15 protein-coding genes and 1 pseudogene are annotated in these 16,416 nt (G+C 53.1%); 8 read left to right on the top strand and 8 right to left on the bottom strand.

Annotated features, from left to right (window positions below):
- Positions 1 to 5 precede the first annotated feature (5 nt).
- The 4 genes from HVZ39_RS21550 to HVZ39_RS21565 all read right to left on the bottom strand — a co-directional run bounded on the left by HVZ39_RS21550 (position 6) and on the right by HVZ39_RS21565 (position 2,909).
- Positions 6 to 1,070 carry a DUF2955 domain-containing protein gene (locus HVZ39_RS21550; protein ID WP_049041982.1) on the bottom strand — a complete coding sequence of 355 codons (1,065 nt, stop codon included), beginning with the start codon at positions 1,068 to 1,070 and terminating at the stop codon, positions 6 to 8.
- Entirely contained in the window at positions 1,060 to 2,127 is a 1,068-nt protein-coding gene (locus tag HVZ39_RS21555) for an HlyD family secretion protein (protein ID WP_181632944.1), read from the bottom strand. Before HVZ39_RS21555 ends, HVZ39_RS21550 begins: the two co-directional genes overlap by 11 nt.
- Before the next feature lie 5 nt (positions 2,128 to 2,132).
- A complete protein-coding gene (locus HVZ39_RS21560; RefSeq protein ID WP_049041985.1) occupies positions 2,133 to 2,597 on the bottom strand; it encodes a MarR family transcriptional regulator in 465 nt (154 codons plus the stop codon).
- Positions 2,598 to 2,744: 147 nt separating this feature from the next.
- Positions 2,745 to 2,909 (bottom strand): DUF1127 domain-containing protein, encoded by a 165-nt coding sequence (locus HVZ39_RS21565; RefSeq protein ID WP_181546378.1) that lies wholly within the window; start codon positions 2,907 to 2,909, stop codon positions 2,745 to 2,747.
- A 177-nt stretch (positions 2,910 to 3,086) separates the two neighbouring features.
- Between HVZ39_RS21565 and HVZ39_RS21570 the strand changes: the two genes are divergently transcribed.
- Entirely contained in the window at positions 3,087 to 4,499 is a 1,413-nt protein-coding gene (locus HVZ39_RS21570; RefSeq protein ID WP_172860613.1) for a PLP-dependent aminotransferase family protein, read from the top strand.
- Between the two features lie 51 nt (positions 4,500 to 4,550).
- On the opposite strand, the gene HVZ39_RS21575 is transcribed toward HVZ39_RS21570, so the two are convergent.
- Complete coding sequence (locus HVZ39_RS21575; RefSeq protein WP_181632945.1) at positions 4,551 to 5,042, bottom strand: Rpn family recombination-promoting nuclease/putative transposase; 492 nt, start codon at positions 5,040 to 5,042, stop codon at positions 4,551 to 4,553.
- Between the two features lie 230 nt (positions 5,043 to 5,272).
- Here HVZ39_RS21575 and HVZ39_RS21580 point away from each other — a divergent pair, with 230 nt between their 5' ends.
- From HVZ39_RS21580 to mdtM, 3 genes are all read left to right on the top strand, one after another.
- Positions 5,273 to 6,088 (top strand): AraC family transcriptional regulator, encoded by an 816-nt coding sequence (locus tag HVZ39_RS21580; RefSeq protein ID WP_181632946.1) that lies wholly within the window; start codon positions 5,273 to 5,275, stop codon positions 6,086 to 6,088.
- A gap of 48 nt (positions 6,089 to 6,136) precedes the next feature.
- Positions 6,137 to 6,787, top strand: coding sequence for a LysE family translocator (locus tag HVZ39_RS21585; protein WP_047358393.1), 651 nt, complete (start codon positions 6,137 to 6,139; stop codon positions 6,785 to 6,787).
- A 323-nt stretch (positions 6,788 to 7,110) separates the two neighbouring features.
- Positions 7,111 to 8,352: a multidrug efflux MFS transporter MdtM gene (mdtM, locus tag HVZ39_RS21590; RefSeq protein ID WP_019078297.1), complete on the top strand. Its 1,242-nt coding sequence runs from the start codon at positions 7,111 to 7,113 to the stop codon at positions 8,350 to 8,352.
- A gap of 92 nt (positions 8,353 to 8,444) precedes the next feature.
- On the opposite strand, the gene metC is transcribed toward mdtM, so the two are convergent.
- Both metC and HVZ39_RS21600 read right to left on the bottom strand, forming a co-directional pair.
- Complete coding sequence (gene metC / locus HVZ39_RS21595) at positions 8,445 to 9,635, bottom strand: cystathionine beta-lyase (protein ID WP_016155600.1); 1,191 nt, start codon at positions 9,633 to 9,635, stop codon at positions 8,445 to 8,447.
- 30 nt (positions 9,636 to 9,665) lie between these two features.
- Positions 9,666 to 10,898 carry a dicarboxylate/amino acid:cation symporter gene (locus tag HVZ39_RS21600; RefSeq protein WP_003019196.1) on the bottom strand — a complete coding sequence of 411 codons (1,233 nt, stop codon included), beginning with the start codon at positions 10,896 to 10,898 and terminating at the stop codon, positions 9,666 to 9,668.
- 219 nt (positions 10,899 to 11,117) lie between these two features.
- On the opposite strand from HVZ39_RS21600, the gene HVZ39_RS21605 reads away from it, so the two are divergent.
- From HVZ39_RS21605 to HVZ39_RS21620, 4 genes and pseudogenes are all read left to right on the top strand, one after another.
- On the top strand, positions 11,118 to 12,044 hold the full coding sequence (locus tag HVZ39_RS21605; protein ID WP_016151563.1) for a LysR family transcriptional regulator: 927 nt from the start codon (positions 11,118 to 11,120) through the stop codon (positions 12,042 to 12,044).
- Positions 12,045 to 12,119: 75 nt separating this feature from the next.
- A complete protein-coding gene (locus HVZ39_RS21610) occupies positions 12,120 to 13,400 on the top strand; it encodes a DUF445 domain-containing protein (protein WP_181632947.1) in 1,281 nt (426 codons plus the stop codon).
- A 97-nt stretch (positions 13,401 to 13,497) separates the two neighbouring features.
- Positions 13,498 to 14,684, top strand: a pseudogene (locus HVZ39_RS21615) (MFS transporter).
- Positions 14,685 to 14,874: 190 nt separating this feature from the next.
- Positions 14,875 to 15,276 carry a hypothetical protein gene (locus HVZ39_RS21620; protein ID WP_016155598.1) on the top strand — a complete coding sequence of 134 codons (402 nt, stop codon included), beginning with the start codon at positions 14,875 to 14,877 and terminating at the stop codon, positions 15,274 to 15,276.
- Between the two features lie 61 nt (positions 15,277 to 15,337).
- Here HVZ39_RS21620 and HVZ39_RS21625 read toward each other — a convergent pair whose 3' ends face one another.
- Positions 15,338 to 16,345 (bottom strand): porin, encoded by a 1,008-nt coding sequence (locus tag HVZ39_RS21625; protein ID WP_016155597.1) that lies wholly within the window; start codon positions 16,343 to 16,345, stop codon positions 15,338 to 15,340.
- Positions 16,346 to 16,416 lie beyond the last annotated feature (71 nt).

Genomic DNA, 16,416 nt, shown 5'->3' on the forward strand with positions numbered 1-16,416 from the left:
CCCACTCACTCGGTAATCACAAACCGCGTCGCGGTAAAGCAGTTCAAAACCCGGTGTACCAGAAATACCATCGTTAGCGTTGCCACCAGCGCGACGGTAACAGAGGTGATGCGGTATAAATCGCTGAACACCAGATCGCTGTCCGGATGCAGGTTCTGGCCGAACATAATCCCGATGGTGGTGATACTGGCAAAACCCACCCCCGCGCCGACTTTTTCCATTACGTGCAGGCGGGCGCTGAACGCCAGCCCGAGGCCGATCAGCGGCATCATCAGCAGCATATGGTTGCTGAAATCATAGATAAGCAGTTGCACCAACAGAATATACAGGCAGGCCTGCACCACGCCGACCACGCGCCAGAGCGAGCTCAACACCGCGCCGCGATAGTGCATAGGAAACAGGATCAAAATGCCCGCCATCAGTGCCGACAGCGAATCGCTCAAATCACAGATCTGGAAGATAACAAAAATCATCGTCGCCACCGTACCGGAAAGCAGCGACTCGTGGCGCACCCGGGTGGCATCTTTCTCAATGCGCGGCGGTAGCTGGCGGGGTTCCACGTCCGGGATCAGATAATGCAGCAGCGCACTCAGCGCCACCGCCATGATGCAGGCTTCCATATTGGAGAACATCAGCGTGTGCCAGTTGGTGGTGGGATAGCTCATAAAGTTGAGCATCGTGCTCTGGCACACCACGCCCATCGAACCAAGCAGAAACAGCGGTCCTTTGCTCATCAAGCGAAAACGCATCACATACAGGCCAAACACCACCAGCGTCATAATCAGCGGCCACTGTGAGAGATAGCCGACGATTAGCACCATTTCGACACAGTTCACCGCCGCGCTGAACACGAACTGTTTTGCCACATGGCGGTTGAACACCGGCACCAGTGACAGCAGCATCAGCGGATAAACCACAAAAAATACGCCGTACTGTACGTTGTAGAAGGTCGAGATACTCAGTGCTATCGTCCCGGCAACGGAGATACGCAAGGTCTGGCGAAAATCATTGGCGGTGTAGACAATGTTCCCGTGCGGCGTAAAGACGTGGGCCAGAGTGTTAATAGACATAATGCAGCCAGCTGACGAGGTGGATCTGCGCCCCGGCAAAGGTACGGGCGAACATCCCCTCGCTGTTATACAGCTGCACCGTGGCGCGCGCCCCGGTCGGTAACGGCGTGTCGAGCGGTTCATTCAGTGCTACGTGAATGCGCATACGCTGGGCATCGCGCACCCAGCGGGTGGACTGTTCCGGTTGCGACAGCAGACCGTTAACCTGTTCCTGACCCGCCAGAATACCGGCATCGCTGCTGGTGACGCGGGCAGAGAAAACTTTGCCCGGCAAGGCGTCGAACACCACGGCGGCATCGGTATCTACCCGAGTGTGGCGCAGGCTTTTCTCGCGAAAGTCGGCCACGATATCGGTCTGATGGCTGACCAGCGCCAGCAGCGGCGTGGCCGCGGTAGCGTAAAGTCCGGGACTAAGCTGAAGGTTACTCACCATACCGTCGGTCTGTGCATACACTTTGCTCCAGCTGACGTTCAGTTGCGCCTCTTCCAGCGCATTACGGTATTTTTGCAGCGTCACGTTACGCTTGTCATCGAGCTCGCCGCGCTGGATCAGCAGGTTCTGAATGCTGGCATTAAGCGCCGCCACCGACTGCTCGCTGGTTTGCCAGGCGGTACGCACCTTGTCGAGATCGGATTGCGACACGTTCTGCATGGTGGCCAGGCGCTGATAGCGGTCAAAGGTGGTCTTATCGTTACGGGCGCTGAATTGCGCGGTACGCAGGTTGGCGCGCGCGGAGGCTATCTGCGCATCCAACTGTTGATTGCTCAACTTCGCCTGCTCAAGGGCGATTTGCGCAGCCTCGACCTTATTGATAAACGGCGTCGGATCCAGTTCGTACAGCAAATCGCCCTTCTTCACCAGGCTATTATTGTGTACATGCACCTGCGAGACGTAACCGGATACGCGTGAGGAAACGGGCGTTACCACGCGCATCACCGTGGAGTCCGGCGTCAGCGGGATCCAGATATCGGCAACGATAAACCAGGCGAATATTACCAAGAAAGCGGCAATACTCACCCTTACCCAACGGGCAAATTTTTGTTCTGGGGTCATCATAGTTTTTAGTGTTGATTGTCTTCTTCGCGGATTGTCCGCAAATTGCAGGCGAGTTGATTTAAGGTCGCGCTGAATGAGGCAAGCTCCGCTTCGGGAATGGTGCAGGTGACGCGATGTTGATATGTCTCAATCACCCGGTTAAGTTCTTCAAGCCTTGAGCGGCCTTGCGCGGTCAGCGTTAGCAGACGGATGCGTTTGTCATAAGGCGATGTGGAACGCAGCAGATAGCCCTGCTTTTCCAACTGCGAAAGGGTGCGCATCAGCGGCGGCAGTTCAATGCCCTGCATTTGTGCCAGTTCACTGACCGAGACGTTGTCTCCCAGTTGATACAGTTGCATCAGTACCGTCCAGCTTGACTGCGTCAGGCCAGTATCGGTGATGGCAGCATCAATAATGGCCCGCCACTGGCGCACCACCATTGCCATGCGCATCCCCATCGGACGGCGGGCAAACAGTTCATCTTCCGTCATCTTACTTTCCCCTCATCGCTGAGAAGAAAATAATGCTTATCAGGATAAGTATCAAGAAACAGGCTATCCAGAAGCATGAATTGATAAATAATGTGAATACAAAAGAGGCCGGGTGATAACCCTCCAGCCTCTGTCGATGGAAGAAAATCACTCTATCTGATCGCGTCGCAGCCCGACGTCCCGCAGCCGCTCATTACTCATCTGTTGCAATACGCGCCGCGTTTGCGCCCGTAACCGCCACCCCTTATATGCCCGCCAGATCAGAACAAATCCAATAAATGGCTGCTTTGCTTTATTCTCGTGAAATTCCATACCTTGCCTCCCCGCCTTGTCTGAGGCTTTATCTTCACGGATTTGGCCCTAAGCAATACAGACTCACAAAGTACTTTTATTTAACATACAGATTGGTTAAAAAGAGTTCTGCATCGCTTTTTTCACGCCAATCTGTACTGGTTTTTTAATCTGTATGGTACCCATGAGGGATACAGCATGACGCGTTATCAACATCTGGCCAATCTGCTGGCCGAACGCATTGAGCAGGGGTTGTATCGCCATGGCGAAAAACTGCCTTCGGTACGTAACCTGAGTCAGGAGCACGGGGTCAGTATCAGCACCGTCCAGCAGGCGTATCAGATGCTGGAACAGCGACAGCTGATCACCCCGCAGCCGCGTTCCGGTTATTTTGTCGCGCCGCAAAAGGCACAGCCGCCCGTGCCGCCGATGTCACGCCCGGTGCAGCGTCCGGTCGAGATAACGCAGTGGGATCTGGTGCTGGATATGCTAAAAGGGCATAGCGATAAATCTGTAATCCCCTTCAGCAGCGGCGCGCCAGATGTCAGTCAACCGAGCCTGAAACCGCTCTGGCGCGAGCTCAGCCGCGTAGTGCAGCATAATCTGAAGGCGGTGCTGGGGTACGACAAGCTTCCCGGCAGCCAGGATCTGCGCCAGCAGATCGCCCGTCTGATGCTGGATAGCGGTTCAGTCCTCAACGCCGATGATATTGTGATAACCAACGGGAGCCAGAGCGGAATGTCGCTGGCGTTGCTGGCGGTTTGTCAGCCAGGAGACATTGTCGCCGTTGAATCCCCCACCTACTACGGCACAATGCAGCTACTGCGCGGCCTGGGGATCAAGGTGATTGAGATCCCAACCGATCCGGATACCGGGATCAGCATTGAAGCGCTGGAGCTGGCGCTGGATCAGTGGCCGATCAAAGGCGTGCTGCTGGTTCCCAACTGCAACAACCCTCTCGGGTTCATTATGCCGGATGCGCGTAAGCGGGCGGTGCTCGCCCTCGCCCAGCGTCACGACATCGTCATTTTTGAAGATGATGTGTATGGCGAACTGGCCACAGAGTATCCGCGACCGCGTACGATCCACTCCTGGGACAGTGACGGCCGGGTAATACTCTGCAGTTCGTTTACCAAATCCGTAGCCCCCGGACTGCGCGTGGGTTGGGTGGTTCCCGGTCGCTATTACAACAAACTGCTACACATGAAGTACGCCGTCATTGGTACTAACGTTCCCGCTACGCAGCTGGCAGCAGCCTCCTTTGTGCGCGAAGGTCATTACCATCGGCATATCCGGCGTATGCGCCAGATTTATCAGCGTAATATGGAGATCTACACCTGCTGGGTACGGGAATATTTTCCCTGCGGGATCTGCGTCACCCGACCGAAAGGCGGCTTTATGCTGTGGGTCGAGCTGCCGCTCCAGGTCGATATGGTCTGCGTCGCTAAGCAGCTCTGTCGCCTGAAAATCCAGGTCGCACCGGGATCGCTGTTCTCCGCATCCGGAAAGTATCGCAACTGCGTACGCATCAACTGCGCGTTGCCGCCAAACGAGAAGCATCAGGAAGTGATGCAAAAGCTCGGCGAGGCGGTAAAGATGGCGATAGAGTAAACCGGACCGCCCGGTGATTTCGGCCAGACGATTATGCGATGTAACTCATATCTAATGACTTAAACCCTGAATATCTTCTGCGGAAAGCCGGGTAATTTTTTGTACCGTGCAGATATCAATACCGTCTGTCAGCATAGTGTGGGCAATACGGAGCGCCTCATCACGTCGCCCTTCTATAAGCCCTTCTTGTCGTCCTTCCTGTAACCCTTCCAGCCTGCCTTTTTGTAGCCCTGCCTCATGCAATCTGTCGGCGATCGTCATCAAATGCTCCTTATGCTGCGGTGAACGTTCGGCAACCTCACGAATAAACTCACTGAATCGAGGTGCATCGCCAGTTCGTAAAATATAATTAAACAGCGTCTTTATCTGGCTGTCATTAGTCAGTCCGGTAAGTAGCAGGGAAACAATTTGCTCGACCAGCCCCATAAGGTCGCGCAGCGAAGCGGGAAGATGTATATGTAGAAAATCCCGAACTGTCTCAGGGTGGCGCAAAAACGTTTTAAAGACCGCATCATGCGGGGTGGAAGTCGGTGCTTTGTTCATGGCGATCCATCACCTGGAAATAAGATGCCGTGACTGTAGCGCTGGTAAACCACACTCTCACCTGTAACTTTCTCTCTTTGCGAGGCGATTTCCGGGATAAAAACGCCCCTTTGTAACGTCTGCATTTGTCTGGAACGTATCACGCAGAATCACGACCTCAATGCACATTCCCGCTTTTTCACCGCAGGGCCTGTGCTATAACAAATCATCACTTTCATGGAGGACACGATGTGACGCATACCCGAGATATTCCACAATCGTTCTGGCGTGATGAGCAACTGCCGTGGCTGGAGCTTCGCAGCACCTGGCAAAGTCAGCAGGCCTATAAGCGCCATCACCACTCTCAGCTCTCGATTGGGGCAATTCTCGAGGGAGGAACCTGCTGCCTGTGCGATGACAAGGAATACCATCTGGAGGTGGGCGATCTCATTGTGATCCCACCACTGGCACCTCACAGCTGTAATCCCGTCAACGGGCAATTTCGCAGCTATCACATGCTTTATCTTGATGCCCGGTGGTGCCTTGCCCATCTGCCAGCGCTGAACAGCAATCAACGGCTTTGCACGCGCACTCCTGTTATCCGCGATCCGCAATTATTCCAGTGCTACATGCACCTTGTGGCGCTCATGCCGCAACGGCAAACGACGCAGATAACTGATGCTGCACAAGCATTGCTGCGCTCGCTGCCATTGCAGTCGGTAACACCGGAAAACCTAAGCGTCACCAGCCAGTATCTGCGCGAGCGGTTGCAGTCCAGTCTGCTCTCCCCACCCTCGCTGGATGAGCTGGCAGATGAGTGTCACATGCGTAAAGAGACCCTGATTCGGACCTTTAAGCAGGACACCGGGCTGACGCCGGGAAATTATCTGAACATCGTGAGGATTGACTATGCCCGTCAGCGGCTACGGGCCGGGGACGAGATTGTCGATGTCAGCTACCAGAGCGGGTTTGCCGACCAGAGCCATTTCCATCGCACCTTTGTTCGCTACACAGCAGCCACACCGCGCCAGTACGCACTGGGACGATCAATATCAGACAATAATTAGCGTTGCGTCAGGCGTACGCTGATCTCTGTTTCATTTTCTGAGGTCGCTATGTCGCTGCTTGCTGAACTTTTTCCGTCTGCTTTTCCCGCGCTGGCGCTGGCGCATTTTGTTGCACTACTCAGCCCAGGGCCGGACTTCTTTTTACTGGTCGGTTACGCCGTACGTTACCGGATGCGCGGCAGCGCTGGGCTGTGCGTGGGGATCGCCATCGGCAACGGGCTGTATATCCTGCTGGCGATTATTGGTTGGGGGATCCTGCGCCAGCTTCCCCTGCTGTTTACGGTTATTGAGCTGCTGGGCGCGCTCTATTTATTATGGATTGGCAGCCTACTGATACGCAGCCGCCCGCAAACCCTGACCGGAGCAGACGCCCAGTCTACCTGTCCAGGATTTGGCAAACAGCTGCTGCTGGGATTAGGTTCGTCGCTGCTCAACCCAAAAAATGCGCTGTTCTATCTGGCGCTAATGACCGCCCTGCTCGGCCCGTCGGTGACGCTGCTGCAACAAACCATGAGCGGGATCTGGATGACCAGCGTGGTGTTGTTCTGGGATCTGCTGATCGTGATGTTCATCGGCTTACCGCAGATCCAGCGACGGTTAACCAGAGGGATATTGTGGATCGAGCGTATCGCCGGCGGCGTATTGATCGTCTTCGGTTGTGCAATCGCGCTGCGTTTTCTGCAGAGCGTCACTTTCTGATAAGCGTGACGATTTTCTGCAAATAAAGCGGATAAACTCGTTTAATTAATATCCAATCCGCATTACACTTTGGGTGGCTATTATCCATTCAACAAATTCTTCCCGAGGTGCGATGTGCTGATTGTTACCTGTAATCGTTACGTTTTCTGACCCGAGTCTGAAAACGTTTCTCCTGTTTGCGCCTCGCGCAGGCAGCGTTTTTGATTACATGAAATTCAGTACATTTGCAGTCTGCTTTTTTCTGTCATCGGTCTGACGTTTCAAAGACGGTATTGAATTTCGCTATTCCCGTTGAGGGTTTTCTCCCGAAAAGGAGCTGTTTTATGCAACGGATTCTCGCGTTTTTCTCCCAACGCACCACGACGCTATTTTTTCCTGTCGCGTTGATTTTATATGACTTCGCCGCCTATCTGTCGACGGACCTGATCCAGCCAGGCATCATCAATGTGGTGCGTGATTTCAACGCCGACGTCAGCCTGGCCCCCGCTGCGGTGAGCCTCTATCTGGCTGGCGGTATGGCGCTGCAATGGTTGCTGGGACCGCTCTCCGACCGGATTGGCCGTCGACCGGTGCTGATTGCGGGGGCGTTAATTTTTACGCTCGCCTGCGCTGCCACGCTATTGACCACCTCAATGACGCAATTTCTGGTCGCCCGATTTGTACAGGGCACCAGCATCTGCTTTATCGCTACCGTTGGCTATGTCACGGTGCAGGAAGCGTTTGGGCAAACGAAGGCCATAAAGTTAATGGCGATAATCACCTCCATTGTGCTGGTTGCGCCGGTTATCGGCCCGCTCTCCGGCGCAGCGCTGATGCACTTTGTACACTGGAAAATCCTGTTCGCCATTATCGCCGCCATGGGGCTTATCGCCCTGATAGGGCTAGCGTTAGCAATGCCGGAAACCGTTAAGCGCGGCGCGGTGCCGTTCAGTGCACGCGGCGTACTGCGTGATTTCCGCGACGTTTTCCGTAACCGGGTGTTCTTGTTTGGCGCAGCCACGCTGTCGTTAAGCTATATCCCGATGATGAGCTGGGTGGCGGTCTCGCCAGTGATCCTGATCGACGCTGGCGGTATGAGCACATCAGAGTTCGCCTGGGCGCAGGCACCGGTCTTTGGCGCGGTGATCGTCGCCAATATGGTGGTTGTTCGTTTTGTGAAGGATCCAACCCAGCCACGCTTTATCTGGCGGGCGGCACCCATTCAACTGAGCGGACTGGCGGTGCTGATTGCCGGCAATTTGCTGTGGCCACACGTCTGGCTGTGGTCGGTGCTGGGAACCAGCCTGTATGCGTTTGGCATTGGTATGATCTTTCCGACGCTGTTCCGCTTTACGCTGTTTTCCAACAACTTACCGAAGGGTACGGTCTCGGCGTCGCTGAATATGGTCATCCTGACGGTGATGGCGGTTTCTGTCGAAATCGGACGTTGGCTGTGGTTTAACGGCGGCAGGATTTCGTTTCATCTGCTGGCGGTTGCGGCGGGTATTGCTGTCGTCTTTACCCTGGCAGGCTTACTGAAACGGGTTCGCCAGCATGAAACAACAACGTTAGCCACTGAAAACTAACCTGCCGGATGGCACTGACGCTTATCCGGCCTATGTCGTAGTGATAGGCCGGATAAGGCGCCTGCGCCGCATCCGGCAACCATCACATTATCTTAAGCAATGCGCGCAAACCCTGCTTCCAGATCGGCAATCAGGTCGCCAATATCCTCAAGGCCAATATGCACCCTGACCAGGGTGCCGCTGAAATCCACCTCTCCGGCTGGGCGAATGCTGTTCAGCTCTTCCGGCTGATTCGCCAGAATAAGCGACTCAAATCCACCCCACGAATAGGCCATATGGAACAGCGAGAAGTTATCGAGGAAATTCGCCATCTGCTCGTCGGTCAGTCTCTTTTTCAGCACAAACGAGAACAGGCCTGAGCTTCCGGCAAAGTCACGCTGAAAATACTCGTGCCCCGGGCATTCCGGTAATGCCGGATGATTCACCCGCGCCACTTCCGGCCTTGCCGACAGCCAGCGGGCAATATGGATACTGCTCTCCTGATGCTGCTTAAGACGTACCGCCAGGGTGCGCAATCCACGGCTGCCGTTGTAGGCCGTATCAGCATCCAGAGTTTGTCCCATCAAATAGGAGTTCTCGCGCAGACGATCCCAACAACGCGCGTTGGACACCGCCGTGCCCAGCATGCCGTCCGAATGACCGATGGTGTACTTCGTTCCCGCCTGAATGGAAATATCCACGCCATATTCCAGCGCTTTGAACAGCACACCCGCCGCCCAGGTGTTGTCGATCATAATGACAATCTCCGGATTAACCGCGCGGATAGCTTTCACCATCCCCGGTACATCCTGGACTTCCATGGTGATCGAACTTGGCGATTCGAGGAATACAACTTTCGTTTCCGGACGCAGAAGATCAACGATACCAGCACCAATCAACGGATCGTAATACGTTGTTTCCACATTGAATTTACTCAGGATCTTATTGCAAAAATCCTGGGTTGGCTCGTAGGCCGCGCCCGTCATCAAAATATGATCGCCACCCTGAACAAACGCCAGAATCGCATTGGTCACCGCCGCAGCGCCGCACGGGTAAAGCGCGCAGCCAACGCCGCCTTCCAGTTCGCTCATTGCCTTCTGGAAGGCAAAGTGGGTGTAGGTTCCGCGACGGCCGTAAAACAGCTCGCCATTTGCGCGATTGGCGGTGGCGAATTTTTTGTCTTTCACGGTATCAAACACCAGCGAAGAAGCGCGCTGGATAACCGGATTCACCGCTCCCTGGGTGTAGCGTTTGTCGCGACCCGCAACAACCAATTGCGTCTCAAGCTTCATTGCGTCTTTCATAACATCTCCTGTTCTTAATCCGTGTGAAACCTATACCACCGCAGCAGTAGAGTTTATTTCAGTGTTGGTCTGCTTTTTTCCAGCGAACCGTTCAACAATCTGCGCCGCATTCAAATCATGGATAACGTTAATCAGTGTGGCAGGCGCATCGGTAATCGTGCCCAGCACTACTAACATCGGGATCGCTTCCATTGGCAGGCCCAGCGTAGTGACGATAAAGATTTCACCGAGGAATGCCCCGCCCGGTACGCCGCCGACGATAATGGCGGAGAGCACCGCAATCAGCATGGTCAGGAAGAAGGTCTCGGTGGTGAACTCCATGCCCAGCACGGAATAGATAAAGACAATTTTCAGCGCGGCAATCATCGCCACGCCACCTTTGTTCAGGTTAACCAGTAGCGGAATGGAGACATCAACGATTTCCGGGTTAATCCCCATCGCCTTACCGGCACGCAGCGTCACCGGGAGAGTCCCCAGCGAAGAGCAAGTCCCCAGCGCAGTCGCAGACGGTTCAATCGCATTACGCCAGAAGGCTTTGACCGCCGGAATACCGCCGCCAATATACGAATAGAGAATTGAGCCAAAAACAAAGTAGACCAGCGTGGCCACCATGAACAGACCGATGGCGCGAGCAAAGGTCAGCAGCAGTGCAGAGTCCTGACTGGCCATAGTGGCAGCGAAATAGCAGCCCAGGCCAATCGGCGCGACCTTCATAATGATCGAAACGATCTTCATGATCACGGTATTGGCATCTTCCAGCAACGACGCAATACGCTTACCGGCCTGATCCGATTGACCAATCGCCACACCAGCAATAATCGCCATCACAATCAGCGCCAGAATATTGGACTTAGAAAACAGTCCGATAAAGTCGCTGGTCGTGATCATGCTGACAAAATCCATCTTACCGCTGCCCGCCTGCACCGACTGCGAAAGATCGATAGTGACGCCCTGCGCCGGGTTATACCATAGCGCCAGCGCAACGATCCCGGCAGCCGGAATAAAGGCCATTGCGATCGAAACAATAAAGATAATCGCCATAATGCGCCCCAGCCTTTTCAGGTCGGTCATACTGGCGATCGAAGACATGACGCTGATCCCCACCAGCGGCACAATAATCATAAATAGCAGATTTAAGAATATCTGGCCGATTGGCTGGAGTTTACTTGCAAACGAGGGGGCATAAATACCTAATAAGCCGCCAATCACCAGAGCAACTAATAAAATAATCGACGATCTGTAGGGTTCGAGTCGTGACCACATAATCGGTACCTTTAGAATAATATTTAATGAGATTAAATTCACAATGTGATGAGTTTCCGTTTCGCCTCCTTTTATTTTGTGACGTAACTCACCTAAGTTGTTATTTTTTCATTTTGCCAGCAAGTTGTTTCCTGTGATTCAATAGTTACATGTTTAAAACGCGAATGTAACGGCCTATTCGTACTGTTTTTGCAAATCACTTGTGAATAAAAGGAAACTATGAGTACGCCGATTTCACTCAAGCATCTGGAGTTTTTCATTAAAATCGTCGACTGCGGAGGATTGTCAGAAGCCGCGGCGCAGCTCAACGTCTCGCCATCTGCGGTCAGCAAAAGCCTGGCGGCAATGGAAGATACGTTAGGCACGACATTAATTAAACGTACCACCCGCAGTATTACCCTGACCGATGCCGGGCAATATCTCTTTAACCGCGCCAATAAGCTTTTGAAAGAATTCGATGAAACGCTGAATACCACCTCCGGTTATTACCACAGCCCGCAGGGTGAATTACGCATAACCTGCTCAATTGCGTTTGGTTATTCCCGGCTGGTGAACCTGGTGGATAAATATCGTTCCCAGTTCCCAGATGTGAATCTGTATATCGATCTCAACGATAACTTCGTGAATCTGAACGAAACAGATTTCGACATCGCCCTGCGAATCTCCACCGCACCACCGCAGAACTACGCAATGCGCAAGCTGGTGCCTGTCCGCTGGGCGTACTGCGCCTCACCCGGCTACCTTGCCAAAAAAGGCATGCCCCAGCGTCGTAGCGATCTGGTCAATCATGATTGCCTGGTTTACCCAGGTCTCACGCCGGTGCTGAAGGTGGCGGATGAACAGGATCGTCTGCATCAGTTAAAACTGCATATGCCTATCCAGGCCAACAGCAGTCTGGTATTGCTGAAATCGGTGTTAGAAGATCAGGGAGTGGCGTATTTGCCCACCTATCTGATTGGCGATCATATTCAAAAAGAAGAGATAACGCCGCTGATGCTCGACGGCACCATCACCTGCGAAACCCACGCCCTGTATGCGCTCTATTTTCCCAGTAAGTACAGCAATCCGAAGGTGCGATCGTTTATCGATTTTCTGGTGGCGGAACTCGGCCCCTTACCCGCCTGGGACAACTGGATCCCAGAGTAAGCTTTGCACGTCTGAAAATGGGAGGCGCTCCACATTTTTTGCGCGATCCCCCCGTCTGGCTCTATCCTTAAGCCTATGAATAAAATTGCTGAACTCAAACGCGCCAAGCGACTGGCGCTCTCATTGCTGCTGATGGCCGCCGCTACCTTCGTCATCACGCTGTTTCTGCCGCCTAACTTTTGGGTGCTCGGGATCAAAGCGATCGCCGAAGCGGCGATGGTCGGCGCGCTGGCGGACTGGTTCGCCGTGGTGGCGCTTTTTCGACGGGTACCAATCCCGTTTATCTCGCAACATACGGCGATTATCCCACGCAATAAGGATCGGATCGGGGAGAATCTCGGTCAGTTTGTGCAGGAAAAATTTCTCGACACCCAGTCCCTGATCGCCCTGATCCGCCGCCATGAACCGGCATTGTTGATCGGTAACTGGTTCAGCCAGCCGGAAAACGCCCAGCGAATTGGCCAGCATCTGCTGCAGATCATGAGCGGTTTTCTCGAACTCACCGACGACGCCCGCATTCAGCGGCTGATCAAGCGGGCGGTGCACAAAGCCATCGACAAGGTCGATCTCTCCGGTACCAGCGCGCTGATGCTGGAAAGCATGACCAAAAACAATCGCCATCAGGTGTTGCTCGACACATTGATCGCCCAACTTATCGCCCTGCTCCAGCGCGACAGTTCGCGGGCGTTTATCGCCCGACAGATCGTGCACTGGCTGGAGATCGAGCATCCGCTGAAAGCGAAGATCTTGCCGACTGAATGGCTGGGCGAGCACAGCGCCGAACTGGTGTCTGATGCCGTTAATTCCTTACTGGATGACATCAGCCACGATCGGGCGCATCAGATCCGCCACGCCTTCGATCGCGCCACGTTTAAGCTAATCGATAAGCTCAAACACGATCCGGAGATGGCCGTGCGGGCCGAAAGCATGAAAAACTATCTGAAGGAAGACGAAGCTTTCAACCGTTATCTTGGCGAACTGTGGGCAGACCTGCGCCAGTGGGTGAAAACCGACATTAACGCTGACGATTCGCGCGTGAAGCAGCGCATCGCCAGCGCCGGACAGTGGTTCGGCGAAACACTGGTTGCCGACAGCGCCCTGCGCGCCTCACTGAATGGGCATCTGGAGCAGGCCGCGTATAAAGTTGCGCCGGAGTTCGCCACCTTCCTGACGCGCCACATCAGCGACACGGTGAAAAGCTGGGATGCGCGCGATATGTCGCAGCAAATTGAGCTAAACATCGGCAAAGATTTACAGTTTATCCGCATCAACGGCACGCTGGTCGGCGGTTCTATTGGACTGGTGTTATATCTGTTGTCGCAAATTCCTTCCCTGCTGACGCTGGCGAATTTTTAAGGAGAAAGTAAAACGCCCATTTTTATTTTACTTTTCATTATCATTTGCACATGTAATATAACAATTATCAAACTAACAGCGTGAAATGAGAGTCCGTATGTCCGAGGGAAGCCCCGATTCAAATCGTCATGCCATCAGCGTCGCGCTCTTTGGCATGCTGGTCTTAACGCTGGGCATGGGAATTGGACGCTTTCTGTATACGCCGATGCTCCCGGTACTGCTGTCGGAAGGTCAGTTTACGTTTGACCAGCTCTCCTGGATTGCCAGCGCCAACTACGCCGGATATCTGGCGGGAAGCCTGCTCTTCTCCTTCGGGCTCTTCCATCTTCCCTCACGTTTACGCCCGATGTTGTTAACTTCTGCGCTCGCTACCGCAGGGTTGATTCTGGCAATGGCAAGCGTTAAGCAGCCCGCGCTGGTGATGATGATCCGTTTTCTGGCAGGCGTCGCCAGTGCCGGTATGATGATCTTTGGTTCGATGATCGTCCTGCATCATACCCGGCATCCCTTCGTGATCGCGGCGTTGTTCTCCGGCGTTGGCGCAGGCATTTTGCTGGGCAATGAATATGTCATCAGCGGTCTGCATTTTGCGCTGTCATCGCACACGCTCTGGCTGGGGGCAGCGGCAGCTTCCGCTGTATTCTTTGTGCTACTCGTTATGCTCCTGCCATCTCGCGACCATGCGCTCCCCGCCGCAGCACCGGTAAAAACAGAGCATCAGCCTATGTCCTGGTGGCTGCTGGCGCTACTGTATGGGTTAGCCGGATTTGGCTACATCATTGTCGCTACATACCTGCCACTGATGGCGAAAAGTGCCGGGTCGCCGCTGCTGACGGCCCATCTCTGGTCGTTGGTCGGCATATCGATTATTCCGGGTTGTTTCGCCTGGCTGTGGGCTGCCCGACGCAGGGGGTATTGCAATGCCTGACGGCGAATTTACTGATCCAAAGCGCTTGCGTGGTCATGACGCTCGCCAGCGACTCCTTGCCGCTGCTGGTGATAAGCAGCGTGGGTTTTGGCGCAACGTTTATGGGGACCACTTCGCTGGTCATGCCGCTCGCCCGTCAACTTAGCGTACCGCGCAATATTAATCTGCTGGGCCTGGTCACCCTGACTTACGGCATTGGTCAAATACTCGGGCCGCTCTTAACCAGCCTGCTGGGAAGCGGCGCTCAAGCGATCGTTAATGCCACGCTATGCGGTGCCGTCGCCTTGTTTATTGCGGCACTGATTAGCCTCACACAATTATACAAACAGCGTTTCGCCTCCCCCAAAAGGGTATAATCGACAACCTTATAAACAGGTATCTTAGGATTAGTCAGCAATCAAATGTCAACATTTAATAAACCACAAATAATCGGCAATTACCCGTCAGACAATTTATAATCCCCGGCTGTTCATTTATAAACTCAATTTAAAATGCGTAAAAATGGACATATTAACTCAGCATCAACACTATCTTCGGGAAAAGTACATGTCATGGTTTAAAAAAATACTACTGGGGTTAATTATTTTGGTGGGTTTAATTGGCACGCTAAAGGATTATAAAGACTTTGGCCTGTTTGGCGCGTTAGGATTGTTTCTTATATTCCTGTTAACAACAACATTTTTATGGCAATGGGCCTCTGGCAGGTTACCAGAGATAACCCAGCTTCAGGCCGTATTTATTTTACTGGCCAGCGCAGTAGCCTCAATTTTTGTTATCAATATGGCAATTGCCGGAAATTTGCATGTGGATTTAATGGAGGTCATGTACGTTACCATTACGCATAATCCACTTTTTTACCTGATTCTCTGCGTGGTCGCATGGGTAAAAGTGGGCATCTGGCAATGGCTGTTTAGCGGTGGACAGGTGAAAGAGAGTCAGCCGGTTTAAACACGGCAGAGGTAAAAAAGGCGTCTTAACTAAGACGCCTTTTGCATATCAGAACAAAAACTTAGAACTGATAGGTCAGACCCGCAACAACCTGGTTGTCGTCGTCTTTGCCGTCGAGCAGGTTAATTTTGTAACCCACATCAGCCACGATGTTTTTGTTGAAGTAGTAATCCGTGCCCAACGCTACGTATTCAGTCAGGTCATTATTGTTGTTGTCACGCGCGTGAACGTAACCCACGTTCGGACGCAGACCAAAATCAAACACATACGCAGCCATTGCTTCAAAGTGCTCAGCTTTATCCGCATCCTGAATCAGGTTGTGGGACTCGCCGTACATGGTCGCGACGTAGATGGCATTAGCATCATATTTCAGACCCGCGCCCCAGAACTCTGCGTTTTCGCCATCCCAGCCGCTTCGTTTCTGCAGAGCAGTCACCGCACTGGTGGTGTAGGCCGCAATCGCAGATACGCCGGAATCCGCAATATTGTCATAACCCAGGGAGAAACCATAACCATTGCCATGCTGTTTTGCCGGGCTAATGTTAGTGTCATCCTGGCCCTGGTATTGCGCGCCAATGTTCAGACCATCAACGGCTCCAAACAGATTTTTGGTGCGGAGTGTTGCAACGCCAGCAGTACGTGTAGTAAGGAAGCGGTCAGTATCTTCAAAGGAGTCGCCGCCGAACTCTGAAAGAGTGTCAGTGTAAGCTCCCACGTCATAAGCAATACCGTAGTTACGACCGTAGTCAAAGCTAACGTCATGGCCATAATCCAGGCCAGCAAACGCCAGACGTGTATTGACGCCATTCTGAGAACCTTCTGCTTTAGAGGCATCAAACTGACTTTCAAATTGGCCATAACCGGTCAGTTGATCGTTGATTTGTGTCTCACCGCGAAAACCCAGACGCGCGTATGTACCGTCGGCATCGGTGCCGCCAGTCCAGGAATGGACCGCTTTTACTTTGCCGTACAGATCCAGTTTGTTGCCATCTTTATTATAAATTTCCGCTGCATGAACGGAGGTTACCCCTAATACCATTACAGCTAATGCCACTGCTGACTTTTTCATGTTATTACTCACTTTTAATTGTGAATTTTGCTATCAACTTTGTTATGAAGGCAGAATACCCGCATAAAAAA

The organism is Citrobacter sp. RHB35-C21, assembly GCF_013816515.1.
GTDB lineage: Bacteria > Pseudomonadota > Gammaproteobacteria > Enterobacterales > Enterobacteriaceae > Citrobacter > Citrobacter braakii.

Bases quoted from the DNA above. Each gene is read 5' to 3' on its own strand.
- HVZ39_RS21605 (WP_016151563.1), top strand. From the start codon at position 11,118: ATGAGTACGCCGATTTCACTCAAGCATCTGGAGTTTTTCATTAAAATC.
- HVZ39_RS21620 (WP_016155598.1), top strand. From the start codon at position 14,875: ATGTCATGGTTTAAAAAAATACTACTGGGGTTAATTATTTTGGTGGGT.
- HVZ39_RS21570 (WP_172860613.1), top strand. From the start codon at position 3,087: ATGACGCGTTATCAACATCTGGCCAATCTGCTGGCCGAACGCATTGAG.
- HVZ39_RS21575 (WP_181632945.1), bottom strand. From the start codon at position 5,042: ATGAACAAAGCACCGACTTCCACCCCGCATGATGCGGTCTTTAAAACG.
- HVZ39_RS21560 (WP_049041985.1), bottom strand. From the start codon at position 2,597: ATGACGGAAGATGAACTGTTTGCCCGCCGTCCGATGGGGATGCGCATG.
- HVZ39_RS21625 (WP_016155597.1), bottom strand. From the start codon at position 16,345: ATGAAAAAGTCAGCAGTGGCATTAGCTGTAATGGTATTAGGGGTAACC.
- metC (WP_016155600.1), bottom strand. From the start codon at position 9,635: ATGAAAGACGCAATGAAGCTTGAGACGCAATTGGTTGTTGCGGGTCGC.
- mdtM (WP_019078297.1), top strand. From the start codon at position 7,111: ATGCAACGGATTCTCGCGTTTTTCTCCCAACGCACCACGACGCTATTT.
- HVZ39_RS21585 (WP_047358393.1), top strand. From the start codon at position 6,137: ATGTCGCTGCTTGCTGAACTTTTTCCGTCTGCTTTTCCCGCGCTGGCG.
- HVZ39_RS21550 (WP_049041982.1), bottom strand. From the start codon at position 1,070: ATGTCTATTAACACTCTGGCCCACGTCTTTACGCCGCACGGGAACATT.
- HVZ39_RS21610 (WP_181632947.1), top strand. From the start codon at position 12,120: ATGAATAAAATTGCTGAACTCAAACGCGCCAAGCGACTGGCGCTCTCA.
- HVZ39_RS21600 (WP_003019196.1), bottom strand. From the start codon at position 10,898: ATGTGGTCACGACTCGAACCCTACAGATCGTCGATTATTTTATTAGTT.
- HVZ39_RS21555 (WP_181632944.1), bottom strand. From the start codon at position 2,127: ATGATGACCCCAGAACAAAAATTTGCCCGTTGGGTAAGGGTGAGTATT.
- HVZ39_RS21565 (WP_181546378.1), bottom strand. From the start codon at position 2,909: ATGGAATTTCACGAGAATAAAGCAAAGCAGCCATTTATTGGATTTGTT.